This window comes from Halobellus inordinatus, assembly GCF_024464655.1.
In the GTDB taxonomy this organism is placed as follows: Archaea; Halobacteriota; Halobacteria; order Halobacteriales; family Haloferacaceae; genus Haloquadratum; species Haloquadratum inordinatus.
The window spans coordinates 69402-93663 of sequence record NZ_JANHAV010000012.1; the positions used below are offsets into that span (position 1 = coordinate 69402).

At 62.5% G+C, this 24262-nt stretch carries 23 protein-coding genes and 1 pseudogene; 14 read left to right on the top strand and 10 right to left on the bottom strand.

Annotated elements, in window-relative coordinates; all coding sequences use genetic code 11:
- The first annotated feature begins 67 nt into the window (after positions 1–67).
- Positions 68–976 (top strand): AEC family transporter, encoded by a 909-nt coding sequence (locus tag NO347_RS16390; RefSeq protein WP_256290775.1) that lies wholly within the window; start codon positions 68–70, stop codon positions 974–976.
- Positions 977–1055: 79 nt separating this feature from the next.
- On the opposite strand, the gene NO347_RS16395 is transcribed toward NO347_RS16390, so the two are convergent.
- A complete protein-coding gene (locus NO347_RS16395; RefSeq protein WP_256290776.1) occupies positions 1056–1895 on the bottom strand; it encodes a CDP-alcohol phosphatidyltransferase family protein in 840 nt (279 codons plus the stop codon).
- Positions 1892–3979, bottom strand: coding sequence for an aldo/keto reductase (locus NO347_RS16400; RefSeq protein ID WP_256290777.1), 2088 nt, complete (start codon positions 3977–3979; stop codon positions 1892–1894). The genes NO347_RS16395 and NO347_RS16400 overlap by 4 nt, the downstream gene beginning before the upstream one ends.
- Before the next feature lie 138 nt (positions 3980–4117).
- Between NO347_RS16400 and NO347_RS16405 the strand changes: the two genes are divergently transcribed.
- Positions 4118–5260: a glycosyltransferase gene (locus tag NO347_RS16405; protein ID WP_256290778.1), complete on the top strand. Its 1143-nt coding sequence runs from the start codon at positions 4118–4120 to the stop codon at positions 5258–5260.
- 26 nt (positions 5261–5286) lie between these two features.
- Complete coding sequence (locus NO347_RS16410) at positions 5287–5685, top strand: DUF7475 family protein (RefSeq protein WP_121570110.1); 399 nt, start codon at positions 5287–5289, stop codon at positions 5683–5685.
- Here NO347_RS16410 and eif1A read toward each other — a convergent pair whose 3' ends face one another.
- From eif1A to NO347_RS16425, 3 genes are all read right to left on the bottom strand, one after another.
- Positions 5686–5970, bottom strand: coding sequence for a translation initiation factor eIF-1A (eif1A, locus tag NO347_RS16415; RefSeq protein WP_121570109.1), 285 nt, complete (start codon positions 5968–5970; stop codon positions 5686–5688). It abuts the gene before it with no gap.
- 80 nt (positions 5971–6050) lie between these two features.
- Positions 6051–8555 (bottom strand): methyl-accepting chemotaxis protein, encoded by a 2505-nt coding sequence (locus NO347_RS16420; protein ID WP_256290779.1) that lies wholly within the window; start codon positions 8553–8555, stop codon positions 6051–6053.
- Between the two features lie 450 nt (positions 8556–9005).
- A complete protein-coding gene (locus NO347_RS16425; protein ID WP_256290780.1) occupies positions 9006–9659 on the bottom strand; it encodes an AIM24 family protein in 654 nt (217 codons plus the stop codon).
- 142 nt (positions 9660–9801) lie between these two features.
- On the opposite strand from NO347_RS16425, the gene NO347_RS16430 reads away from it, so the two are divergent.
- Positions 9802–11013 carry an APC family permease gene (locus NO347_RS16430; RefSeq protein WP_256290782.1) on the top strand — a complete coding sequence of 404 codons (1212 nt, stop codon included), beginning with the start codon at positions 9802–9804 and terminating at the stop codon, positions 11011–11013.
- 6 nt (positions 11014–11019) lie between these two features.
- On the opposite strand, the gene NO347_RS16435 is transcribed toward NO347_RS16430, so the two are convergent.
- Positions 11020–12030 carry an aldo/keto reductase gene (locus tag NO347_RS16435; protein ID WP_256290783.1) on the bottom strand — a complete coding sequence of 337 codons (1011 nt, stop codon included), beginning with the start codon at positions 12028–12030 and terminating at the stop codon, positions 11020–11022.
- 62 nt (positions 12031–12092) lie between these two features.
- On the bottom strand, positions 12093–13571 hold the full coding sequence (locus tag NO347_RS16440; protein ID WP_256290785.1) for an AMP phosphorylase: 1479 nt from the start codon (positions 13569–13571) through the stop codon (positions 12093–12095).
- Between the two features lie 263 nt (positions 13572–13834).
- On the opposite strand from NO347_RS16440, the gene NO347_RS16445 reads away from it, so the two are divergent.
- The 6 genes from NO347_RS16445 (at position 13835) to NO347_RS16470 (ending at position 18109) form a co-directional block, all read left to right on the top strand.
- Positions 13835–15112, top strand: a complete 1278-nt coding sequence (locus tag NO347_RS16445; RefSeq protein WP_256290787.1) for an RNA-guided endonuclease InsQ/TnpB family protein — start codon at positions 13835–13837, stop codon at positions 15110–15112.
- 98 nt (positions 15113–15210) lie between these two features.
- Complete coding sequence (locus NO347_RS16450; RefSeq protein WP_158599357.1) at positions 15211–15384, top strand: hypothetical protein; 174 nt, start codon at positions 15211–15213, stop codon at positions 15382–15384.
- Between the two features lies 1 nt (position 15385).
- Entirely contained in the window at positions 15386–15742 is a 357-nt protein-coding gene (locus NO347_RS16455; protein ID WP_256290788.1) for a hypothetical protein, read from the top strand.
- 462 nt (positions 15743–16204) lie between these two features.
- Positions 16205–17080 carry a ParA family protein gene (locus NO347_RS16460; RefSeq protein WP_256290789.1) on the top strand — a complete coding sequence of 292 codons (876 nt, stop codon included), beginning with the start codon at positions 16205–16207 and terminating at the stop codon, positions 17078–17080.
- Entirely contained in the window at positions 17077–17490 is a 414-nt protein-coding gene (locus NO347_RS16465) for a DUF7970 domain-containing protein (protein ID WP_256290790.1), read from the top strand. The genes NO347_RS16460 and NO347_RS16465 overlap by 4 nt, the downstream gene beginning before the upstream one ends.
- A gap of 295 nt (positions 17491–17785) precedes the next feature.
- Entirely contained in the window at positions 17786–18109 is a 324-nt protein-coding gene (locus tag NO347_RS16470) for an ASCH domain-containing protein (RefSeq protein WP_256290791.1), read from the top strand.
- 273 nt (positions 18110–18382) lie between these two features.
- On the opposite strand, the gene NO347_RS16475 is transcribed toward NO347_RS16470, so the two are convergent.
- Entirely contained in the window at positions 18383–19183 is an 801-nt protein-coding gene (locus tag NO347_RS16475) for a mechanosensitive ion channel family protein (RefSeq protein ID WP_256290792.1), read from the bottom strand.
- Positions 19184–19269: 86 nt separating this feature from the next.
- Positions 19270–19395 (bottom strand): annotated as a pseudogene (locus tag NO347_RS17420) (mechanosensitive ion channel family protein); the annotation flags it as partial.
- Positions 19396–19757: 362 nt separating this feature from the next.
- Between NO347_RS17420 and NO347_RS16480 the strand changes: the two are divergent.
- Positions 19758–20891, top strand: a complete 1134-nt coding sequence (locus tag NO347_RS16480) for an amidohydrolase family protein (RefSeq protein WP_256290793.1) — start codon at positions 19758–19760, stop codon at positions 20889–20891.
- A gap of 7 nt (positions 20892–20898) precedes the next feature.
- Positions 20899–21276 (top strand): Rieske (2Fe-2S) protein, encoded by a 378-nt coding sequence (locus tag NO347_RS16485; protein WP_121570097.1) that lies wholly within the window; start codon positions 20899–20901, stop codon positions 21274–21276.
- Positions 21277–21608: 332 nt separating this feature from the next.
- Here NO347_RS16485 and NO347_RS16490 read toward each other — a convergent pair whose 3' ends face one another.
- Positions 21609–22376, bottom strand: coding sequence for an IclR family transcriptional regulator (locus NO347_RS16490; protein WP_256290794.1), 768 nt, complete (start codon positions 22374–22376; stop codon positions 21609–21611).
- 825 nt (positions 22377–23201) lie between these two features.
- Here NO347_RS16490 and NO347_RS16495 point away from each other — a divergent pair.
- Positions 23202–23969 (top strand): IclR family transcriptional regulator, encoded by a 768-nt coding sequence (locus NO347_RS16495; RefSeq protein ID WP_256290795.1) that lies wholly within the window; start codon positions 23202–23204, stop codon positions 23967–23969.
- Positions 23970–24104: 135 nt separating this feature from the next.
- On the top strand, positions 24105–24262 hold a 158-nt coding region (locus NO347_RS17425), incomplete at its 3' end, for a VOC family protein (RefSeq protein WP_425492405.1).

Below are 24262 nucleotides of genomic sequence, written 5' to 3' on the forward strand. Positions count from 1 at the left end.
AGGGATTGACAGGCCAACGGACGGTCGAGTCGAACAGCGTAAAACGCTCTGTGGACTCGACCTTCGTATGGAGGTCCTCGGCCGACTGCTCGGACTGCTCGCGCTCCTCCTGGTCGGGACCGGACTGCGTTTGTCGGGCGTCCTCGACACTCATCGCACGCAGCGCCTCAACGACGTCGCCTACTACGTCGCGTTGCCGGCGCTCATCTTCGTCTCGACGTACGACCGCGCGATCGACGAACTGCTCACGCCGGGACTGCTCGCCGGCTTGCTCGCAGTACTCTTCGCGACCGCCGGGGTCGCGTGGGGGATCCACCGAAAGCGGTCCGCAGGCGGCCGCCAGAGCGTCGCCATCGTGCAGTCGTATCACTCGAACATCGGCTATCTGGGACTCCCGCTCGTCGCGGCGACGTTCGACGAGCAGGTCACCGCGATCGCGAGCGTCGTCCTCGGCGTGATGTCGCTGACGCAGGTGCCGCTCACTGTCGTCGTCCTCACCGCGATCAACGAGGCGGACGCCTCCCTCGGCGACGAACTGAACCGCCTCATCCGCAATCCCGTCCTCGCGACGCTCATCGCGGGCCTGACGATCGGATCGCTCGGACTGTCGGTTCCAGCGCCCGTCACCGGCGGCCTCGACGTGCTCGGGACGCTCGCGCTGCCAATCGCGCTCCTGTGTGTCGGTGCGTCGCTGCAGATCGATATGCCCAACGTCGATCTCGGCGCGACCGGGAGCGTCGTCGCACTGAAAATCGCACTGATGCCGGCGCTCGGTTGGCTCGTCTTCTCGCTGCTGTCGGTCGACGCCGCCACGTTCACGGCCGCGATCGTGATGCTCGGAACCCCGACCGCGGTGTCGACGTACGTGTTCGCGACGGAACTCGGTGGCGACGCGGAGTTCGCCTCGCTGAACGTGTTTCTCACGACGCTCGCGTCGGTCGGCTCGCTGTTCGTGCTCATCCGGGCCGTCGGATAGCGTAGCGCCGCATCGCTATAGTGGCGTTTGCAAGTCTTCACGCACCGAATCGCACGCAGTCGTGCGATTGGCTGTGTGATCAGTTGCAAACGCTACTATAGATAGCGCCGCGTGGCAGCCGCCCGGTAACGACCAGGTAATCCCGGACGAAGACGGCGAGCGAGGGCGCGAGAACGGCCGCCGCGAGTGGACGGACGAGCGCGAACGAGAGCAGCGGCGAGAGCGCGAGCGTGATAAACGCCATCTGGAGACCCGCGAGCGGCCGGCGAACGACGCTGTCGGGGAGATCATAGACGGGCTGGCTGCGCCGACGACGCAGTCCGCGACCGAGTTTGAACAGATACCGCGCGGCCGACAGCGACAGGTACCAGATCGGGAGTTGTCCCCACAGTACCGCGACGACGGGCGCGACGAGGAAGCCCGTCGTGTCGAACGCCATATCGAGTTTTGCGCCGAGCAGGGTCGTCCGGCCGGTCCGCCGGGCGAGGAAGCCGTCGACGAAGTCAAGCGCACAGCCGGCGCCGTAGAGGAGCGCCGGCAGCCACGCGACCTGCGGCGTGGGCGAGACCGTGCCGAAGCCAGCGAGCGCCGCGAACAGCACGCCGCGGGCGAGCGTCACGAGGTTCGGCGCACCGAGCGACTCGTACACTGATTCCCTGCCTGCGGTTTCGTCAGGTCGATTCGCGTCCAGGTGCCGGTAAGTGAACCACAGTTCGAAGCCCGCGACGGTCGTCGCGGGGACGATCCACTGGATCGCGGCCGGCGGAAGCGCAGCGAGCGGCGCCGCCAACAACACTGCCGCGTCTTCGATACCGAGTGCGAGCGCCGCTGCGCCGCCGGCGGTGAGGACGACGGTCATCACGGCGACCGCAGCCCACTCGCGCTGGAGCGCCGCCGGGACCGTCCGCGCGTCAGTCACCGTTCGAACTCCGGATCTTCGAGCGTCGCCAGGCGGTCGCGGTCGGCGTCGGTGAGCCGGAGCCGCGCGGCCGCGAGGTTGGCGGCGACGTGGTCGGGGTCGTTGCTGGCGGGGATCGGGACGACGCCGCGGTCGACGTGGTATGCGACGGCGACTGCCGCGGGCGAGACGTCGTGTTCGTCCGCAATCTCGGCGAGAACGGGCTCGTCGAGCAGTCCCGGCGCGGACAGCGGCGAGTGCGCGAGTACCCGGATGCCGCGGGCGTGACACGCCTCGATCAGGTCGGTGCGGGGGCGATACGGGTGCGATTCGACCTGTACGATGGCTGGGGGCACACGCGCGGATCCGAGGATGGTCACCAGTTGGGGAAGCGAAACGTTGCAGACGCCGAGCGATCGGGTGAGACCACGGTCGTAGAGGCCCTCCATCCGTTCCCACGTCTCCGTGAGCGACACGTCGGCGGTTTCGGGAGCCCCGTCGGCGTCGGTCGGGAACGTCAGCGCTTCCTGTTCTGCTGGCGGCAGCGACGCGAGGTCCGAGAGCGGCCCCTGATAAGCCCACGCGTCGGGCCAGTGGAGCAGATACGCGTCAAGTGCGTCGATACCGAGTTCCGCGAGCGTTCCCTCGCAAGCCTCCGCGACGTGCTCGTGATTCGTGTTCCAGACCTTGCTGAGGAGAAAGAGCCCCTCGCGGTCGGGCGCGCCGGGCGAGTCGAGAAGGTCGCCGATCCGCGATTCGTTGCCGTACAGCTCGGCCGAATCGAACAGCCGGTAGCCCGCATCAAGCGCGGTCGCGATCGACTCGATTCGATCGACGTACTCGCCGTCGCGGTAGCGAGAACAGCCGAAGCCGACCGGCGGCAGTCGAATCGCGGCGTCACGGGTCGTCGGGGACGAGTCGGAGTCTGCCTGTCGGAATCCGGGAGTCAGAGCGTCAGTGCGCCGCGTCCCGGACGTCGAAGTGTCAGCGCGTCGCGGCCCGGACATTGAATCGAGAGCGCCCGCGTGGCGCGCGATCGGCCGGACCGGCGGAGCCGAGAGTGCCTCGGTCTCGGGAGGTGCGGTCCACTCGCCCGCGACGGGAATCGGGCCGCCGTCCTCGGCCGCGCGCTCGATGGCGTTACAGACAGCCACCACGTGAGCGGCACGACGGGCCCCTGCAGTCGAGCGGTCGCCGCGTTCGACACCCGCAGCGAGCCGTTCCGGCCCCGCGAGGTACCGCCGTTCTCGACGGGGTGACGGGTGCGGGGCCGCGACGTAGGAGCGACCCGCGCCACCGACGGAGACGGTGCCGCGCTCGGCGGCGAGCGCGCCGCTGTCTGCGAGATACAGCGAGCCGTCGTCGCCGTGGAGTTCGAGGCTGTTGAACTCGCGGCTTCGATGGGGCGCATACAGGCTCGCAGTGAGGCGGATCACGGGACCGGACTCGAAGGCGACCGTCGCCTCGACGTGCGCCGGTCGGGAGGGTTCGCGCTCCTCACGGTCGGGCCAGACGTCGAGTGCGTCGGCGCGCCGAACGCGCTCGACTGGACCGAACCAGGACACCAGGAGCGACAGCGGATAGACGGCGCCGTCGTACAGCGGGCCGACAGCGAGAAACGAACCGGGCGAGTCGTGCCACTCGGTCACGCGCCCGACGTGGGCGTGGGCGTACCCCAGTCGGATCGGCCCGAATCGGCCGTCGCCGAGGAGCGACCGAGCGTGACGCTGGGCGTCACAGCGGTGATTGATCGGCGCACAGCCGAGCGCCACCTCTCGCTCCGCGGCCATCGCCACGAGGTCGGCGGCGCGGTCGGCGTCGAGTGCGAGCGGTTTCTCGCTGAAGACGTGACGATCTGCGCGGAGGCAGTGTTCCGTCACGTCGGCGTGGGCGGCGTGGCTCGTGAGGTTCACGACGAGCGGCACTGACTCGGCGGCGAGCAACTCTCCGACGTCGGCGTACGGCGTGGCTCCGTGGACGCTCGCCAGCGTTTCGGCCCGGGAGTAATCGAGATCGCAGACGGCGGCTAGCTCCAGTGACGACTCCGCGAGACCAGCGGCGTACTTTCGAGCGACTGCGCCGGCGCCGACGAACGCGCACTCCATCGACGGCCGTTCGGAGGGAGGGGTCAAAAGCGCGCTGGCGATTCGACGGGCGGCAGCGGGAACTGGGCCGCCCAGCAGGCGGCCGGAAACGGTACTTCGGCCCAACGGATTATAACGGAAGCCGAGCCAAGGTGGCCTATGGCCCGGATCGCCGTCCTGCACAACACGCTCGACTTCCAGGGCGGTGCCGACGTCGTCTGTCTGTCCGTCTGTGCGGCACTCCAGCGCGATCACGACGTCACGCTGTATACGCTCTCGGAGACGGCCCCGAGAGCGCTCGCAGAGCGGTTCGAGATCGATCTCGACGCGGACGCGCTCGACGTGCGGGTGCCGCGCGGGGGCGTCACCGTCGCGCGCACCCTATCGGCCGCCGCACCGGCGATCGGTCCACAGCTCGCGTTTCGGAGCGTGCTGCTGCGTGCGGTCTTCGAGCGCGACGCGGCGCAGTTCGGTCTCGCTGTCAGCACCGCGAACGAACTGTCGCTGTCGATCCCGTCGGTCCAGTACGTACACTACCCGCAGTTCGGCGCACACCGATCGAGAGATGCGGCTGCGGGCCCGCTCGACCGGCTCTGGAGCTATCTCGCCGGCCCCGAACGCGCGGGGCTCGTCGACCGAGAGCGTGCAGCGTTCGCCGGCAACGTGACGCTGCTCGCGAACTCGGCGTGGACGGCCGACGTCGTCGCCGATCGCTACGGCGTCACGCCGACCGTCCTCCACCCGCCGGTCGATCCCATCGACGCCGACCGCGACTGGCACGGCCGGGAGGACGGCGTCGTCGTGGTCGGCCGGCTCGCCCCCGACAAGCGGGCGTTGGCGGCAATTCGGGTCGTCGACGGCGTCCGCGAGCGGGGCCGCGACCTGCATCTCCACATTGTTGGGTCCGCACCGCGCGCCTATCGGCAGTACGCCAGGCGGGTCGCGGCCGCCGCGGCCGAGCGGCCGTACGTCACCGTCGAACGCGACGCGTCCAGAGAGCGGCTCGAATCGTTGCTGGGGACGCACAAGTACGGGCTGAACCTCAAACCCGAGGAGCACTTCGGGATGTCCGTCGCGGAGTACGTCGCCGCCGGAATGGTCGCGTTCGCCCCCGATAGCGGCGGACAGCGGGAGATCCTGGACGAGCGCGACGATCGGCTGTTCGGGTCGGAAACTGAGGCAGTCGACCTGCTCGTCGCCGCGGCCGACGTCGACGACCCGCCAGCGCTGCCAGCAGATCGCTTCGCTGCAGCCCGATTCCGTGGTGAAATCCGCCGTGTCGTCGACCGAGCCCTACATTGAAGTCCATCTGCGACCATTGTGAAGGTATGGCAACACAAACAGCGGGAGCGACTTCACTACACACCGACTCGCTCACCGGTATGCACTGGCTCGGCATCGGACTGGCTGCGGTGACCGGCCTGCTCCACCTAGCGCTGGGTGTGGCGTTCCTCGCCTCCGATTCGCTGACGAATCCGCTCGCCTGGTCGTTCATCATCGCCGGCATCGGCTTCGCGGGCGGCATCGCGGCCGTATTGACGGACTTCCATCGACGGCAGATGTATCTGCTCGGCATTCCGTTCACCGCAGGACAGATCGTCGCGTGGTACTTCGTCAACGCCCCGGACTTCTCACCGCCGGGACTGTTCGATAAAGTCGTTCAGTTACTGTTGATCGCCGTCCTGGTCGTGCTGTATCGCCGACCGGAATCGGCGCCAGGGCGGTAACTACTCGATGTGGCCTTCTTCGCGGAGCTGCTCGGCGTCCTGCTCGGAGTAGCGCCACTCGATGTTGGCCTTCTCGTCCTGCCAGTCCCAGGGTTCGACGAGGACGACGTCGCCCTCGTTGATCCACGTTCGGTACTTCATTCGGCCGGGAATCCGGCCCATCCGATTCTCACCGTCGGCACAGCGAACGCGAACGTGGTTGCCACCGTTGTGTTCGGTGACGACAGCAAACAGCTCCTCTCCGTGGGGCATCCGTAGGTTGCGACGCCCTGATTCTTCAGTCACAACGGGGGTACGACGGGAGGACGGATAAATTACCGGTTCCAGTGTGCGAAATGCTACACTGCAGGGTGGGATGAGTTACCTTACCGGTCGTCGGCCGCTCCGGTAGAGAAGTCGAACCCGCCGTCGGACACCGCTGGATCGGCGCCACCCCCCACCGACTCGTCGCTCCCGGCCGACGTCGCATCGTCGATGCGAGCCGAGACGTCGGCGTCCCCGGCGCTGCTGTCGCTCCGTTCGTCACCGATAGTGAACTGCGAGAGCAGGTGCTGGAGTTCGTCGGCCTCCTGTGCGAGCGTCTGGGTGCTCTGTGCGACCTGCGTGAGCGAGGAAGCCTGTTCCTCGGCAGCCGCGGAGACGTTGGCGGACTCTCCGCTCACCTGTTCGGCCCGCTCGGCGACGTCGTCGATCATACTCGCGACTTCCTCTGTCGAGGCCGCCTGGTCGTCGGTGGCGTCGCTGATCTCCTGGATGCTTCGGTTCACTTCCTCGACGTTCGCGGCGATGGCGTCCAGAGAGTCCAGCGCATCCTCTATCGTCTCCGTCCCCGAGGTGACGCGCTCACCCATCTGTTGGATGTCCGTCACCGCATTCGTGGTCGAAGACTGAATGCCGTCGATGAGCGTTTCGACTTCGTCAGTGGCGTCGTCGACCTCGCCGGCTAACTGCTTGATCTCGTCGGCGACGACGGCGAAGCCCTCGCCGGCCTCGCCGGCCCGCGCGGCCTCGATCGACGCGTTCAGCGCCAGCAGGTTGGTCTGTTCTGCGATGTCTGTGATGAGTTCGACGACGTCGCTGATCTCCGCAATCTCGTCGGCGAGCGACTCGATCTCCTCGATCGTCTCTTCGGACTTGGACTCGATCGCGCTCATCTCTTCGACGGCTTCGACGGCGGCCTCCTGGCCCTCCTGACCGAGGTCGGCCGTCTGCTGTGACGTCGCAGAGATTTCGTTCGCCGAGGAGGCGACCTCCTCGATCGTCCCCGAGAGGTTCTGTGTCTCGCTCGCGACTTCGTTGAGGTTCTCCGACTGCGCCTCGGCGTCTGCGGAGATCTCCTGAATCGACTGACTGACCTGTTCGCTGGCGCTCTGGCTCTCTTCGGTGCCAGCGGTGACTTCCTCGCTGGAGGTCGCAACCGCGTCGGCGAACGAGCGAATCTGTGCGAAGGTGTCTTCTAGATCCGCCATCATCGCGTTGAACGTCTCTGCGATGTCGCTCATCGACTCGTTGCGGCTCTGGGGGTCCATTCGTCGCGTGAGATCGCCCTCGGCGGCGTCCTCCATCACCTGCTGGTACGCCGTCGCTTTCGCTTCGAGGTGCGTGTTGAGTTCGTTCGCCTGCGAACGCGCCGATTCGGCGTCCTCAAGCGCGTCGACCACGTTGGTCTTCATCGACTGGACGGCCTCGGTCGCCATCTGAGTCTCCGTGCTGTACTCGGAGATTCGGATCTCTCGGTCCATATCGCCGTCCGCCACGGCGTTCGCGTCGGTCGCGAGCCGTTTTATCGGCCGGGAGAGGCGACGAGAGATGAAGGTGCCGCCGATGAGTACGCCGAGGGCGGCGATTCCGGCGATGCCGAGGATCGATTTCGTGAGCGTCCGTGAGGCCGCGACCATCTCCGCTTGCGGGACGGCCTGCAGGACGTAGTACTCGATGCCGCTGGCGAGTTGGACACGCTGGTACTGCGCGATCCAAGTGTGGCCGTTCCGCTCGAAGCTGACCGAACCGGACGCACCCTGCACAGCGTCCATCGGGACCGTCAGATTGCCCGCGATCGACGTGTTGAACGCGCGCTCGGAGTCGCGGCCGTTCGCGACGTACGCCGCGCCGATGTTCTCTCCCTCGGCGTTCGTGTACGCCGGGTCGATCATCATTCCGTACCCGGAGCCGTTAGTTCCGAGGCTACGGACGGGTTGGGTGATCTGTGTCGCCTCGTAGTTGATGATCACGAGGCCGACACGTTCGCCGTCGACAACCAGCGGGGTGGCATACCGGATCGCCGGCGATTCTGTCGCGCGGGCGATGTTGATCGACGAGACGTACACGCCGTCGCTTTCGACAGTCTGCTCGACGACGATGTCTTCGAACCACTGCTTGTCGCCTTTGTAGTCCGACGCGTCCTCCTCGCCGAGTTTATAGCCCGAGAGGACGTTGCCGTCCTTCCAGAACACGCGGATCATATCGATATTCGGGTTCTGTGAGGCGACTTTCCCGAAGAACTGCTGGGTGTTCTGATACGACTGCGTGTCGCCCAGTAGCTGTGGGTAGACTTCCCCCCGTTCGAATGCGTCAGTGCGGCCGTCGATAGTGTCATTCTGATACCGATGCCGCGCCAACTCCCGGACGTACGGGTTCGTCGCGACCACCCGCACCTGTCGCTTGTAGAACTCAGAGCGCGTCTGGAGGTTGTTCGAGACGCCCTCCAGTTGCTCTTGTTGCGCCGTCGTGGATTTCTCCGCCAGTGCGTCCGATGCCTGCGTGTGAGCGATCGCAGTCGTCGCGCCCAGCGGAAGGAGACTCGCGACGAGGATGACCAGAACGATTTTGAACTCGAATCGGTTGGTGATACCGCGAACCTTATCGCGCATTCTCTATCTGATTCCTCGGAAAGAGCGATGTGCTCTGGATGGTTGCACGTCGATTCATTTTCGAACTGTGAGGCTTGGCACTGACGACATCCCCTGCAACGTCGCCGGCTGCCGACTGCGAGTCGAACCAGGCCGGATGGCTCCCCCAAACCTCGCTGTCGCCGTTTCGAGACACGATAATAGGAAGGGAAAGGTACCTCTATTTATCAATTGATCCCTGGTTACAGACTTTGATAATTTTGGGAGTGGTGCGGAAATCTAACACAACAGGTCGGAGAGTCCGATATTCAGGGCAATGGAAAGCGCAGTCGGACACGGATCTCACGCTGACTCGAAAGGAAATCAACTCCGATAGCCAGATCCGGCAGTCAAGAGGGGGTTGTCGAAGCAGTCGAAGCGTACTACAAGAGAAATCGATCGCGGGCGAGAGACCGTGGCTTCGGGCAGTCGTTACAGTTCTTCGTACGGTTGGACGACGACGAAACCGTCCGGCCCCTCGAAGTTCATCTGGTACCGTTCGCCCGACTCCTGCCCGATCATATCCGAGAGGCTCCGGTTCACCTGCACGTTCGGGGACGTTTTGCTCCACGCGACCGTCGCGCTCGGGTCGGTGGCGACCGGCGGTTCGAGCACGATGGGGTCACCGTGCGTCGTGATCGCGACGTAACCCGGACCCTGGAGGAAGACGTTGGTGAAACCGCCAGCGAGCGACCCGGCGAGGCTGTCGATCGTGCTGATCTCGTAGGAGACGCGCGACTCGAACGCGAGGACGTCCTCGCCGTTCACAGTGATCGCGTCGTCGTCGTCCAGTTCGAGTACCTGGACCTTCTTCTGGCTGTCTGCGAGGTAGACGTGACCGTCGCCCTCGACGGTCATCACGGGCGTGCCTTCGCCGGACGCGGCCTCCTTGAGGAAGCCCGTGATGCCGCCCTCGGCGGAGGCGCGGCCGGTGAACGAGAGATCGCCAGTGTAGGCGACCATCGATCCGGCTTTCGCCATCACGTCGTCGTCGACGGTGACGTCGAGCGTGTAGCTGTTTTCGAGTTGGAACCGTTCGTCGGACGTTTCGGGGACGTGTTCGGATTTGAATTGTTCGACGTTCATCGAATCACTGAGCCGAGTTCAGGGCGGCTCAGGTTCGATGTTGAATCGATGGCAAAAGAAGGTACGGGAAATCGGGGGGAGCGACGGAAACGGCGTGGTGCGGCAGCGTGTTTTATACATTGGGGGAATGACATAACAGCCGATGTCAGAGCTACGTCGGGAACTCGGCCTCTCGGAGACGGTCGTGTACGGCGTCGGGTTGATCCTCGGCGCCGGGATCTACGCGATTCTCGGCGAAGCGACGGGCGTGACCGGCGGGTCGATCGTCTTCTCGTTCTTGCTCGCTGCCGTGATCGCCGCGCTGACGGGATTGAGTTACGCCGAACTCGCCTCGCTCTTTCCGAAGGCCGAAGGCGACTACATCTACGCCCGTGAAGCGTTCGATCGCGAGTTCGTCTCCGACGTCACGGCGGCAGGGCGGCTGTTTATGGGCGCCATCTCCTCGGCGGCGGTCGCGCTGGCGTTCTCGGGCTATCTCTCGAGTTTCGTCGAAATCCCGGCAGTGCCAGTTGCCGTACTCTTGGTCCTCGTGATGGCCGCGGTCAACTACTGGGGGATCGAACTCTCGACGAAGATCAACGTCGTCTTCACCGGCATCGAGGTGCTGGGGCTGCTGATAATCATCTGGATCGCGCGGGGCTCTTGGGGGGAGGCGCAGGTGTTTCAGGCGCCTAACGGGCTATTCGGCGTCGTCCAGGCGTCGTTCCTGATCTTCTTCGCGTATCTCGGCTTCGGCTCGATCGTGAACCTCTCTGAGGAGACCGAGAACGCGACGGTGACGGTTCCGCGCGCGATCGTCCTCGCGATCGGCATCACGACGGTTCTGTACGTCCTCGTCGGGCTGTCAGTCGTCTCCCTGGTCGACTGGCAGGTTCTCGGCCGCTCTACGTCGCCGCTCGCGGAGGTCGCTCAGGTCGGCTGGGGACCCGTCGGCTCGACGGTGCTCGCGGTCATCGCGCTCTTCTCGACGACGAACACGGTGTTGATCCTCCAAATATCGACGTCGCGGCTGCTCTACGGCGTCTCGAAGTCCGAGTATCAAGTGTTCCCCGAGGTCTTCTCGCGCGTTCATCCCGACCGACAGACGCCCCACTACGCGGTCGGGCTGGTCGGCCTCGGCACGATCCCGTTCGTCTTCCTCGGCGACATCGGCCTCGTTGCGGGACTGGCGAACGTGATGCTGCTCGTCGTCTTCGTGATCGTGAACGCGGCGCTGCTGAAACTCCGGTATTCGCGGCCCGAGGCCGAACGGGGATTTCGGACGCCGTTCAACGTCGGAAAGCTGTCGTTGACCGCCGTCGGCGGGCTCGTGTCGAGTCTCGGACTGATCGTCTTCTACGTCACGACCTGGTAGGTCCGCTCACAGGCCGGCGTACGGGCCGGGTTTCGCCGTGGTCAGTCGATCGACCTGGTCGGGCGCGAGATCGATCGACGCGGCGGCGAGGTTCTCGGTGAGTTGCTCGACCGTCCGCGCCCCGACGATGGGCGCGGTGACGCCGTCGCGGTGCATCAGCCACGCGAGTGCCGTCTGTGCCGGCGTCGCGCCGACTTCCTCGGCGACGGCGTCGAGTTCGTCGTGCACGTCGAAGTTCGTCTCGGTGAGGTACGTCTGGCGGAATCGGCTCGATTCGGCCGACCGCGACTCGCCTGTGAGCCCCTCCTCGCGGTTGTATTTGCCCGTCAGGAAGCCCTGCCCGAGCGGACTCCACGGACAGATCGCCGCCCCGTAAGAGCGCGCCATCTCCAGGTAGTCACCCTCGATCTCGCGGTCGACGAGGTTGTACCGCGGCTGAAGGACGGTGAACGGCTCCCAGCCCTCCGCGCGGGCGATCTCGTTGGCCTTCGAGACCTTCCAGGCGTTCGGTCGCATCGTCGACGCGCCGAGGTAGTGGACTTTGCCGTCTTCCACGAGGCCGTTCAGCGTCTTCAGCAGCTCTCGGGTCGGCGTGTCGTCGTCCCAGCGGTGGATGTACAGCACGTCGACGTAGTCGGTGTCGAGTCGGTCGAGGAGGGCGTCGATCCGGTGGCGGACGTTTTTACGGTTCGTCCCCCGGCTGTTGGGGTCGCCCGCGCGGATCTGCCAGTAGATCTTCGAGGCGATAGTGAAGCGTTCGCGGTCCCGTTCGGCGAGCCAGTCGCCGATCCACCGCTCGCTCGCGCCGCCGCCGTAGACGTCCGCGGTGTCGATGAATCGCCCGCCGGCGGCTTCGTAGGCGTCCAGTAGTTCGTGCGCGCGGTCCGCGTCGATTTCGACGTTCCCTTCTTCGGTCTCTTTGCCGAAGCGCCACGTGCCGAACTGGAGTTCGCTCGTCTGCAAGCCGGTATCGCCGAGTGGGACGAAATCCAGGTCGATGTCTTCGAGAGCACTCATACCCGACGATGATTACGGTGCGGCGGATAAAAGCGCTCGTACCGAGATCGCGAACGGGGGCGCTACATCTGTTCGATGAGCGCCTCGTCGGGCGGGAGCACACGGACTGGCTTCCGCTGAGTTGCGAACGACAACGCCTGGTCGAGTTTCTCCTCTTTCTCGGCGTAGACCGTCAAGAGCGGATCCCCCTCCTGGACCTCGTCGCCGACGCGGTGCTCGAGATGCACACCGGCGCGGTGGTCTTTCGGGGCCCCGGCCCGACGCGCGAGTTCGTTCACGTACCGGTTGTCGATGTGCGTGATGACACCGCTCCGACCGGCGAGGACCGTCGAATCGTGTTTCCCCGGTTCGAGATCCTCGACTGCGACGTCCGGGTCGCCGTTCTGCGCGGCGACGATCTTGCGGAACTTCGCGGCCGCCCGTCCCGACTCGACGATGTCGGCCGCCGTCTCGTCAAGGCTTGCCGCGTCGAGGAGGACCTGTGCGAGGCGCTCGCTCTTCACGCGGAGGTCCGGCGGGCCGGAGCCTTCGAGTACCGACAGGACGTCGCGGGCTTCGAGCGTCGGCCCGATGCCGCGCCCGATCGGCTGTTCGCCGCGCGTGATCGTACAGTCGATCTCCATCCCGAGGTTCGTGCCCACGTGACTGAAGTCCTCGGCCATCTCGCGCGCCTCCGAGAGGCTCTCGACTTTGGCACCTTCCCCGTACGGGATGTCGATGACGACGTTCGTAGCGCCGGCGCTCTTCTTCTTCGAGAGCACGGAGGCGATGACCTGTCCCGGAGGATCGAGCGACAGCGGCGTCTCCGCGCGGATGATCTTGTCGTCGACGGGCGAGAGGTTGACCGCGCCGCCCCAGACGACACAGCCGTTCGTCTCGCCGACGATCGATTTGATCTCTGTGACCGAAAAGTCGACGTCGCAGAACACCTCCATCGTGTCGGCAGTTCCGGCCGCGGACGTTACCGCCCGGGAGGAGGTTTTCGGGATCGTGAGCCCCGCAGCGGCAACGATCGCGACGACGATGGGCGTGACCCGATTCCCCGCCACGCCGCCGATCGAGTGCTTGTCGACGACCGGGTCGCGGTTCCACTCGATCGTCTCGCCGACGTCCACCATCGCATTCGTGAGACACATCGTCTCCTCGCGAGAGAGGCCGTGGGTGTAGACGGCCGAGACGAACGCGCTCAGTTCGACGTCGTTCAGGCGATCGTTGTTGATGTCGCGGACGACGGCATCGAGTTCGCCCATCTCGAGTTCGACGTCGTCGAGTTTCTTCATCAGGTACGCAACGGAGTCCGGCCGCGGCGCGATCGATACTTCCACGGCGCCGGTGATGTGGCCGAGCGGGCGCGTCACACCGAGTGATCCCGGATCGACGAGTTCGTCGGTGACCTCGACGATCCCGGTCGTGACCCGCCCGTCGTGTCGGATTCGGATCCGATCGAGCGGGTGCACACCCAGTTCGCTCGCGTCGATCGAGTTGAGCAAAACCGTGGGAGACCGCGTGCCGATGTCGATTTCGTCAGCGGTGAGTTCCATACTCCCAATTTGCGTACTGGACTGTAATAGCGTGGGGCTCCCGCGCCTCGATCGGTATGTCTCCAAGCGGGATAATAAATCGCTAATTGGTGTATCAGCAGTTTCGAGGCGGAGCCCCCGGCCTCAAGGAGCGAGTGCTTCCGACCAGTCGGAAGCGCGAAGCGAGTAGGCCGGGGAGGAAGCCGACAACTCCGGGACAGCCCACGGACTGTAGCCGCCCGCTCTCCCCAACGTTAATAAACTACCGGCCATACATCTGACGTATGGAGGTGCGGCGCACTGTTCCGGTCAAACTCGACGTGGACAGCCACGACGCCGCCCTTCTCCGCGAAACAGTTGATGAGTTTCTGTTGGCTGCCAACTATGTCGTGGACCACGCTTGGCAGGGCGAATACAAGACGACCAGCAAGGCTCAGTTGCAGGAGGAAACCTACGACGAGGTACGCGACCGGACACGGTTGCACGCGAATCTCGTCCAGAACGCCCGCAATAAGGCCGCCGACGCCGTACAGGGCGTCGTCGCTCGCTGGAAACAGGGCGAGTACGCCGGGAAACCACACTTCTCGCAACCGACTGCCGTCTACGACAAGCGGTGCGCCACGTTCCACGACGAGTACGTGTCGCTGGCGACCGTAGATGGACGTATCGAAGTCGAGTACGTTCTGCCAGACGAGGACCGTGACACACCTCACAGCCGGTATCTCGACAACGACGACTACGAGGTGACGGGCGCAGAACTCCACAACACGGACGGCGAGTGGTTCCTTCATCTTCGCACAAAGGCGGAGGTGGAGTTCGACACGCCGGAGCAGGCAACGACCGAGCACAGCACAGTCCTCGGCGTTGACCTCGGCGTGAACCAACTCGCGGTCACTTCGACGGGCACGTTCTGGAGCGGTCACGAGTTCGACCACTGGCGGCGCGAGTATGAGAACCGGCGGGCGTCACTCCAGCGGTGTGGGTCACGCCACGCCCACGAGAACATCCAGTCGGTCGGGCGCAAAGAAACGGGCCGGTTCACGATGATGCTCCACCGGATTGCCAACGGCATCATCGAAGAAGCCGCCGAGAACGGGTGTACAGTCGTCGCGTTCGAGGCGTTGACCGGCATCCGTGACCGACTGCCCGGCGCATCGTGGGGGCACAAGTGGGCCTTCAAGCGGTTATACGAGTACGTCGCATACAAGGCTGAGATGCACGGCATCGATGTAGAGCAGGTGGACCCGAAGAACACCTCACGGCGTTGTTCACACTGTGGATTCACGCACCCGTACAACCGCGACGGCGAGGAGTTCGAGTGTCTGAAATGCGGCTACGAGAACCACGCCGACTACAACGCGGCAAAGAACATCGGACTGCGGTATCTCCGCCGTAACCAAACTGGGGACGGCGGAGGCGCACCCGTAGGCGTGCGCTTGAATCGCGGGATGATGAACGCGAACGGAGAGTATGAACCTCCTGCCGAAGATTCCGGCCAGAGCGGGAGTCCACGCGAAAGCCCCACCCTCAACGAAGCGAACGGCCAAGCCGTGAGCGAGTAGGGTGGGGTAGTTTACATCCCCCGTGAGGTTCGTCCGCGTAGTGGCAGTTCTGTTGCCGAGAGTAAACTTTTCACCGCGGCGACCGTCGGTCGGTACGTATGACCGCGGACGAGACCTGCGAAACGCACGCCTGGGCCTCGGTCGGAGTGGTAAACCGCGAGGGGTCGATCGGAAGGGTGTGGAAGTGCGAACGGTGTCCAGCGTGGTCGGTCGAGCCGTTCGACCCTGATCACGAAACGCCCTGGGTAGACACTTGGCTGGCCGAGCGTTGAGATGGCAGTCGCAGGCGACCTCCTGACGCAGGTCTCGATCGGGGCGGTCGCGCTGTACACGCTCGTGACGGCAGCGAGTCGCGCGATCGATCGATTACTCGCGCTCGCCGAATACTACAACGTCGACGAGGTCCTTGTGGGGCTGACTGTTCTCGCACTCGGGACGAGCCTACCGGAACTCAGTGCACACCTCATCGCCTCGCTTGGGATCCTCTCGGGCGTCCTCGACTATCAGGTCACCTCGGCAGTCGTCCTGTGGGACCTGCCGTTCAAGATCGCCGCTGGGGTGGGACTGCTCGGGAGGACGAGCTACCGACGAGGCCGCGACCTCACGCGGACCGAAGCGGCTATCTGTTAGGTCTGTACTTCGCCTTCGTCCTGGGGCGACTGTTGTGTTTTCTCGGCCAGTGATCGGCGGCGGTGGACACGGCCTCCGATTCGGAACGTGGGGGGAGACAATGTAACCCAACAGTGAATGAACGTCTCCCTGCTCACTCGTCGTACACAGTCACTCCCTGAACACGTCGAATGCAACAACCACAGTCTGTAACGACTCACAGTCAGCGAAACAGTTCACGACCTGTATTCGTCGTATGTGTTCAGTGAGAGCATCTATAACAGATGTCCAAGAATTGCATTCATTGGTTTTGTACACTGTTCTAATTCATTGGTTGTGTTCACTAACTGTATTCATTGAACACATTCAAGAGTGTTATTCAGAGGTTGTATTCATCAAATGCAATCAAGACGTGTATTCAGTAACCACATTCTGGAACGCGTCTGACGAACATTCAAGACGAGGCCACACAATGAACACGATATGCTCGCGTATTCGACGTATAGCGAGGCTGGCGGGGTCGGCAAGACGACGACGGCCGCGAACCTCGCCGTCGCACACGCACGGGCGGGACTGAAGCCTCTCGTCGTGCCACTCGACCCGCAGGACGGCGACCTCTCCCGTCTTTTCGGCGTCGACGATCAGCGTACCGAGTCGGTAGACAACATCGTTCGGCATATGATCCGGCGGCCGAAGGGCGAGTTCGGAGAACTGATCCGAACCGTCGAAGGTGTCGACATCGTCCCCGAGCACAATATGCTCTCGGACCTCGCGGAGTACCTCCAGCGAGAGAAAGACCAATCGGAAGCGATGGGCGAAGCGTTCGGGATTCACGCGCAACTTCTTCGGGTGCTGCGAGAGGCAGGCGTTCCAGACGAGTACGACGTCCTCATTTGTGACCCGCCGGCGACGGAGGGGCCGCACCTCTATAACGCGATCAACGCGACGCGATCGCTCGTCATCCCGGTCGAACCGAGTGCGAAAGGCGAGGCCGCTGTCGAGGGTCTCGAAGAGCTCGTTTCTGGATTCGAAGAGCAACTGGACGTCCAAGTCGGCGTTCTGGCTGCGATCCCGATCGGATTCAAGAACACGCGCGATCAGCGGTCGATCCTCGAGGGCATCGACTACCCGGTGCCGGAAGTCGTCGGCGAGCGCGCGTCGTTGATGGAAGGCTGTTGGATGCAACAGTGTTCGGCCTTCGAGTACGTCCGCGAACACCGCGACCGGCGCCGCGACTACGAGATCGAGACGCTCGCGAAGTTCGATCGGCTGGCGCGACACCTCGAAGCGGAAGTCGGCATCGACGCACCGAACCCACCAGAGCCCGGTGACGTCGACCACGAGGTGATGACCGTATGACGGGAATGAAGCGCGGAGCCGGCGAAGACCCCTTCGCCGACGACGGCGGCGACGACGCCACGACCGATCAAGCTGCCGAGCCGGAAGCCAGCGGATCATCGGAGTCCGCAGCGAGCGAGGAATCGTCGCCTGCGTCCGAAGGCCGAGACAGCTCGTCGCAGCGGTCGATGCAGATTCCGTACAAATTCCGCCGTGACGGCGTTCAGGACGGTCGGAACCGCGTCCCACTCTTTCTCCAACCGGAGACGAAAACCGCAGAGCGCGATACGCTTCGCGACCTGGAGGACCACTTCGACGACGACGTCTCGCTGACGGACCTCCGCGAGGCACTCGTGATGGTTGGACTCGACCACCTCGACGAGGTCGAGGCCAAACTGGAGGAGTGGGGATACGGGATGACATTCGAGTAAGCAGGAAGAGCAGTTCTGCCAGAGTCGCACTGTGCTGTGGGCTCTGTATTCGCGCATTTGTCAGATATAGTAGTACAATAGATATCCGAAACGAGCCCGTCGAGTCGTTCAATCGAAGCCACGAGTTCTCACTCCGGTGATCCAGCACATCGGTAAGGTGCCGACCGGCCATCCATCCGAGCCGCTGCGCTGTCGCTAGGCGCAGTGGTGCAGTCTCGTCGCCGGGCGAAACAGCCCTGTCAGCGAGCGATATCGACGCGATGGGATTTTGACGGCCGCGGCCGAAAGAGGAGTTATGTCGGAAATCGACGCCGGCGACCTACTACCCAACGACCGTGTACAGCAGTCCGTGCTGAACGGCGACGTGACGCAGCTGACTCGTGGCGCGAGCAACCGCTACGCCAGCGAGGGCGATACCTTCGAGATCGAGGGCGATACCTTCGAGGTGACAAGTGTCGAACGGCGGACGTTGGGCGACTTCACCGACGCCGACGCCCAGCGAGAAGGCTCAGAGTCGCTGGAAGCCTACAAACAGCGAATGAAGCGAGTCCATCCTGGCGACTTCGAGTGGGACGACAGCGACGAAGTACTGACCTACCAGTTCGAGCGCCGGGACTGACGCCCGAACGGCTGCGACACTGACTGACGAGTGCTGACGGAAGTCGATGCCATTCTGGAGACTGGACTACGTCTACGATCGAGGGCATAGATCTTCCACACTCGATACAATTGCTCAGAAATGACGGGATTAGTACTCATAGTTTCGCCGCCGTAACGAGTGTGTCACTGCCAGGACAGGTCAACCAGTATCCGGCCTCGAACACGAAGACGCGCACCGGAACACAACGAACGAAGGTTGTGAGATAGGTCTACCCTCCGGCAGGCAGAGGTGTTAGACGTCGGTGTCTCCCTCTTCCGTGTCCGAGCTGTCGCTTGCGGTCGTTTCACGAACTGCGTCGACCCAGCCATCGATGTTCTCGGCGACGTAGTCCTGCCCGCCAAGGCCGACAGCGAGACCGATACCGATTGCCAGCGCGATCGCCAGTGCGCCGAAGAACGCCGCCACAAAGGCGGTAAAGAGGTTCGTCAGTACGGACACGTCGAAGCCGATCGTCGCCACGGCGATCGTGACGGTAATGTAGTAGATGAAAACCTTCACCACGAGGCTCACTGCGTGAATGGTGCGCCCATCGCCCATTCCACGGACCAGATCGGCGACTCGTTCGGCGATCCAAATACCGACCAGAAGCACCAGCAGGCCACCGATCAGCGCCGGGAGGTAGCTGGCGAAGAGATCTAACAGCGACGAGAGCGCGTCGATCGCGAGAATATCAGCCACTGCGAGCAGAGTGAGCAAGTAAATGTAGTACGTGACCAACTGACCGACGATGCGGCCGAACTCGCCCTCGGTGTCGCCGAGTTGTTCGAGCGGCGTTTCGTCGAGGTACGACCCGATACCGAATCCGCCAACGACGTCAGCGACGATGTCGCCGATGACTCGACCGGCGACAAAGCCGATGACCAAGACGACGAGTGCACCGAGGACTACCGGGAGGAATGCACCGAGTTCCGACAGGAGTTGCGTGAGTTGCGGGATGCGTAGCACGTCCGCGGCCGCGAGGATCGCGACGAAGTAGACGTAGTACGCGACGATGGTTCCCAGCGCACGAGCAATGCCATCACCATCACCCACTTCCCCATCGCCGTGCCATCGGTGTACCGGTCTACCCCGAGTCGGCGAACGATGCGAGTCACGAGGCCACCGAGGATTCGTCCGATGAGATACCCCACCAGGAGGATGACGAGCGCGGCCACGACCGTTGGGAGATAGGCGATAGCGTCCGCGACTGCCTGTTCGACTGCGCTGCCAATCTGTAATACAGTTATGGTATTTTGAATTACCATATCGAAAGGTGGTTACTTTTGAATATTGTTACTAAGAGGATACTTCGGTAGGCGATACATTATCGGTCGTCTGTTCGACACGACCGGAGGCGACTCCGAGAGATAGATACGGCCGAACGGCGAGGTCTATCGTCGACACCGCGAAACATAGCGGGGACTTTCCGTGTTCCCAACTCGTGCCGTGCGTGTACGAACGACGAAGGAAGGAACTGTTTCGGATATGTCGAAGTTGTTTGCGCAAGAAACCGAAGCATCAATCGTTCGCGTGAGGGCTCGTGCACGCCGTTCAACGGTGTTTCAGGGGTCAGTTGCCACGGGAATACAGCAAAGTATTTTATATAGTATCTCACAATAGATCACGTATGGGATCGTCAACAGAGCAGCTAGATCCTGAGGCAGAAGTACCGGAGCAAGCCTTCGAGGATTACATCATCGACCTGGACTTCCACGTCAACCCGATGACGGACGAACTGATGTCGTACGTGGAAGACGACGTCATTCGAGACAAACTCACGACCGAATTCGGCCCGACGCCCGTCGTCGGGAAGTGGGACGCAGCCTACGCGATCAAGGAAGGCACAGAAGGACTGTACACGCAGGGACGCGCCGAGTACGCCGAGGACGTGCGAGAAGCCTGCAAGAAGTTCGCGATCGACGAGCCGATCGTCAACCCGGGGATCAACAATCTGAATCAGCAGCACCATCCGCTGCTGAAGAACGGCGTCACCCAGGCGGCGAACGACTATATGCTCGACAACTTCGCCGACGAGGGGATGTACACCTCGATGATGGTCCCCAAGTGGGACCCCGAATACGCCGTCGAGGAGATCGAGCGCGTCGGGAGCGAAGACAACATCGCGGCCGCGTACTCGTGGTTCGATCCGAAGGTCCCGTGGGGCGCAGAGCAGTTCGACCCCGTCTTCGAGGCGCTCGTCGAGCACGACCTCCCGCTCTTGCTCCACGGTTCGCTGGCCTACTGGCCCCAGCACACCCACATCGGCGACGAGATGATGACCTGGACCGAGGTGCTCGGCTTCGACTGGCCGATCCACGGAATGGTCAACGTCGTCAACATGATTATGCGCGGCGTCTTCGACCGCTTCCCGGATCTGAACGTCGTCCTGCAGGAAGCCGGTCACTGGTGGGTACCGTTCCTCCGATACCGGATGGACGAGTTCTACGAGATGCACCCCGAAGACGTGAAGATCACGCCCCGGAAGCACGAAGCAGGCGAGCGGTATCTCGACCGCACCCCGAGTGAATACCTGCGCGACAACTTCTATCTCTGCACGCAACCGTTCGCGATGCCTCGCAACGCGGGCGAAGCCGAAGGAATGCTCAATCTAAGCCTCGCGGAGGATATGTTCATTTACTCCAGTGACTGGCCGCACCAGACGCTCGACCCGCCGACGTGGTTCTACACCTCGCGCGCGTTCGACGACGACACCCGACAGGCCATCCTCCACGAAAACGCAGAGGACATCCTGCGACTATAACAGAACAATGAGCACTGAATCCCCAGTCGGCGACAACTTCACCAAGGTTGCAGCCGCCGACGAGATCGAACAGGGAACTGGAATCGCCGTGGACGTCAAAGGCATCGAGGTCGCCGTCTTCAACACCGGCGACGACTTCTATGCGATTCTCAACCGGTGTGCCCACCAGCAGGCACCGCTGTACAAGGCAGGCGAAGAGAAGATCAACGCCGAGGACACGTGGACAGACACACGCGGCGGCGTCGACGCGGAGAACGCCACCGTCAGCTGTCCGTGGCACCTCTGGGAGTGGGACCTCGAAACCGGTGAACACGAAGTGACCGGCAAGTGCATCAGCACCTTCGACGTCGAGGTCGCCGACGGCGACGTGTACGTCAGTATCTGACGCACACCACCCTGCGGGCCCCACTCTCGAATCTGTTCTCGCTTCTAGTCGAATTTCGGTATATCCGAAATTCTATACTGAGGTCTATTCGACACTCGAACGCGACGAGCGCCGCGAGTCGCGTGCGCGTCAGTCGATCCGGTAGGGTGGACAACTTCCGTTTGGATACAGACCGGCGCAGCCCGACGTCGTCGAGTACGGGTCTACTTCGTCATATCCGAAATAGGTGTGAATAACGGCATAGGATAACAATCGTACCTATGTTATCGAAAGGAGCCGAAAAAGGGAACTCACGGGACCCAGCCAGTCCGAATCAGTATTAGGGGTTCCAATTACTCGTAGGTCAGTTTGAGTTCGATTTCGTTCGTCGCCGTCGTGACCAGTTCGATCAGTTTCTGTCGGCGCGTCTCGTTACGCATCCGAGCGACGGGTTCCGCGACGGCGATCGCACCGTAGACACGGTCGTTCGCGACGATCGGGGCGGCGATCGCTGAGACCCCTTCAGCGGTCTCGTGTTCGTTGATCGCGTACCCCTGTTCGCGGATTTCGGCGAGTTCCGCGTCGAGTTTCGCGCGCGTCGTAATCGATGCGGGCGTCTTCTCCGGCAGCCCGTATCGCTCGACGACGTTGTCGACGTGTTTCTCGGGAGCGAACGCCAGCATCGCCTTCCCCGACGCCAGGCAGTGCATATACTCGTGTTTCCCGAGCCGTTCGTGCGTCTCGATCGACTGTTCGCCCATCTCCCGGGCGAGGTAGACCGCCTTGCCTGCTTCTTCGACCATCAGCCACACCGCCGCACCGCTCTCGTTTGCGACCTGTTTGAGTGCCGACTGGGACTTCTCGAAGACGGGGAACTGCTTGCGGGCGGAGATACCGAGATCGAAGAACTGCAGCGAGAGCCGGTAGGTGCCGTCGTCGTTCGAGAGATAACCGAGATAGGTGAGTGTCTCCAAGTAATCGTAGAGCGTGCTGTCGGAGACGTCAATTTTCGTGGAGAGTTCGGTGAAGGTCGCGCTGTCCAGTTCCTGGATCGTCTCCACGATCGTGAACGCCCGCACCGCCGAATTGATAGCTCGGTTCGGAGGATCAGCTCGGTCCATACGGGAGCGTTGGGTTCAACCGTCTTATACCTGATCGCTTCGGTCCGAACATACCCGTGAACGCCGACGGTAGGGGTTGCACGTCTTCACACAGCCGATTTCACGCTGTCGCGTGATCGGGTGCGCGAGGGTATACAACAGCGACGATAGCCACCGACAGATTTCAGCGTAACGTATTATTATTAGGCGTCCTGAACGCACTATAACGCAGTGACCGAACGCGCTGAGGGAGTATTCTTCATAATCAAACAAAATCGTACATTTTTGATAAAGACGGATACTGGTGTAAGTCGTCGACAAACTATCAAGAACAAGACCTATTCTTGAAATCGATTCGTCGACGGGAGTACTGACAGAAGTAGTAGTGAATTTTCCCCCAAACATTAGACTGGTGGCCAAAAGTTTCTGACGACCTTGGCATCTATTCCCTCTGAAAACAGCGCAACGCTGTTCTCGATCCGGAGCGACTGGCGGTAACAATAGTACGCCTGTTATAGGCCGTCGACCCCGCCGCTGTCAGCGGATTCGACGCGGGAAACGACCGTTCGCCAACATACACTACCCGTAGCGACCCGGTCTCCGTGGTTGCTCACTAACCACGAAGTCTCCGGCGGGACTCAATGTGATATATGTGAATGCCGTCGGTGATACCGCCGGACCTGTATCTGTACGCAAATGTTGCGGGTAAAAAGATGGATTGGAAGTAGCCACGATATTTTTGTTAAAGCTACTGGCCGAGGTCGCGGGAAAGTTGCGTTCTGTTATTTGATATACCGGCGGCCGATCGGTGTGAACGCTTATAATCGATGAGTCTTACCTGAGAGTATGAATGATAACGATAAACCCCGCACGATTCGGGCCGTCGAGCGGGCGTCTCGGATAATCGAGGAACTCGAAAACGAGGGGGCAATGACCCTCTCGGAGATCTCGAACGATCTCGATATATCGAAGAGTACGGTCCACACGTACCTCTATACCCTCTCACAGGAAGGACTGATCACCAAGCACAACGACGGCTATCGGCTGAGTCTTCGGTATCTCAGCCTCTCTGAACGGGTGAAAAACCGAATCGGTATCTACGATTTCGTAACGCAGGAAGTAGACGAACTGGCCGAAAAGACCAAAGAACGCGCGCAGTTTGCGATGCTAGAAGACGACAGCGTGATCTACATCTATCGATCGAAAGGCGAAAACGCGATTCCGACGACGCTCTCGATCGGGCAGTACGTCTATCCGCACAGCGTCGCCTCCGGGAAGGCGATCCTGGCATATCTCCCAGATCATCGCGTGGACGAGATCATCGACAAGCACGGGCTGCCAAAGCAGACCGAAAACACGATCACCGACCGCAAGACGTTCAAGCAAAATCTCGATACGGTACGCGAGCGTGGGTACGCGATGGGCAACGAGGAACGTCTGCGTGGCGTCCGGTGTATCGCGACGCCGATCCGAAACGACACGGGTCGCGTGCTGGGTTCGATCAGCATTTCGGGGCCAGTTCGCCGGATGAGCGATGATCGGATCGAGAACGAACTCCGCGATCAACTGTTGCAGTCGACCAACGTGATCGAGGTAAACGCGAAACTCTCGTGAGTGCAATCACCGGTCGTCCCCTCACCTCAGCGTCCGACACACAACTGCTCGCAGCGGTGCGTTCCTCTGGGCGCTGACCGATATCTGTCACAATTTAACCAAAACTTTATTACCGATGGTAAATTTTCCCGATATATGGGTATTGCAACCCTTGCACATGCCGAGTTGTACTGTCCAGACCTCGAAGCGTCGCTCGAACACTTCCGCGACACGATGGGAATGTACGTCCGCCACGAGGAGGACGACGCCTACTACCTCGCCGCCTACGGCGACTGGCAGGACTACACGCTCAT

Coding starts and splice junctions, on each gene's coding strand:
- NO347_RS16390 (WP_256290775.1), top strand. CDS start 68: ATGGAGGTCCTCGGCCGACTGCTCGGACTGCTCGCGCTCCTCCTGGTC.
- NO347_RS16400 (WP_256290777.1), bottom strand. CDS start 3,979: ATGGAGTGCGCGTTCGTCGGCGCCGGCGCAGTCGCTCGAAAGTACGCC.
- NO347_RS16405 (WP_256290778.1), top strand. CDS start 4,118: ATGGCCCGGATCGCCGTCCTGCACAACACGCTCGACTTCCAGGGCGGT.
- NO347_RS16410 (WP_121570110.1), top strand. CDS start 5,287: ATGGCAACACAAACAGCGGGAGCGACTTCACTACACACCGACTCGCTC.
- NO347_RS16420 (WP_256290779.1), bottom strand. CDS start 8,555: ATGCGCGATAAGGTTCGCGGTATCACCAACCGATTCGAGTTCAAAATC.
- NO347_RS16425 (WP_256290780.1), bottom strand. CDS start 9,659: ATGAACGTCGAACAATTCAAATCCGAACACGTCCCCGAAACGTCCGAC.
- NO347_RS16430 (WP_256290782.1), top strand. CDS start 9,802: ATGTCAGAGCTACGTCGGGAACTCGGCCTCTCGGAGACGGTCGTGTAC.
- NO347_RS16435 (WP_256290783.1), bottom strand. CDS start 12,030: ATGAGTGCTCTCGAAGACATCGACCTGGATTTCGTCCCACTCGGCGAT.
- NO347_RS16440 (WP_256290785.1), bottom strand. CDS start 13,571: ATGGAACTCACCGCTGACGAAATCGACATCGGCACGCGGTCTCCCACG.
- NO347_RS16445 (WP_256290787.1), top strand. CDS start 13,835: ATGGAGGTGCGGCGCACTGTTCCGGTCAAACTCGACGTGGACAGCCAC.
- NO347_RS16450 (WP_158599357.1), top strand. CDS start 15,211: ATGACCGCGGACGAGACCTGCGAAACGCACGCCTGGGCCTCGGTCGGA.
- NO347_RS16455 (WP_256290788.1), top strand. CDS start 15,386: ATGGCAGTCGCAGGCGACCTCCTGACGCAGGTCTCGATCGGGGCGGTC.
- NO347_RS16460 (WP_256290789.1), top strand. CDS start 16,205: ATGCTCGCGTATTCGACGTATAGCGAGGCTGGCGGGGTCGGCAAGACG.
- NO347_RS16465 (WP_256290790.1), top strand. CDS start 17,077: ATGACGGGAATGAAGCGCGGAGCCGGCGAAGACCCCTTCGCCGACGAC.
- NO347_RS16470 (WP_256290791.1), top strand. CDS start 17,786: ATGTCGGAAATCGACGCCGGCGACCTACTACCCAACGACCGTGTACAG.
- NO347_RS16480 (WP_256290793.1), top strand. CDS start 19,758: ATGGGATCGTCAACAGAGCAGCTAGATCCTGAGGCAGAAGTACCGGAG.
- NO347_RS16485 (WP_121570097.1), top strand. CDS start 20,899: ATGAGCACTGAATCCCCAGTCGGCGACAACTTCACCAAGGTTGCAGCC.
- NO347_RS16490 (WP_256290794.1), bottom strand. CDS start 22,376: ATGGACCGAGCTGATCCTCCGAACCGAGCTATCAATTCGGCGGTGCGG.
- NO347_RS16495 (WP_256290795.1), top strand. CDS start 23,202: ATGAATGATAACGATAAACCCCGCACGATTCGGGCCGTCGAGCGGGCG.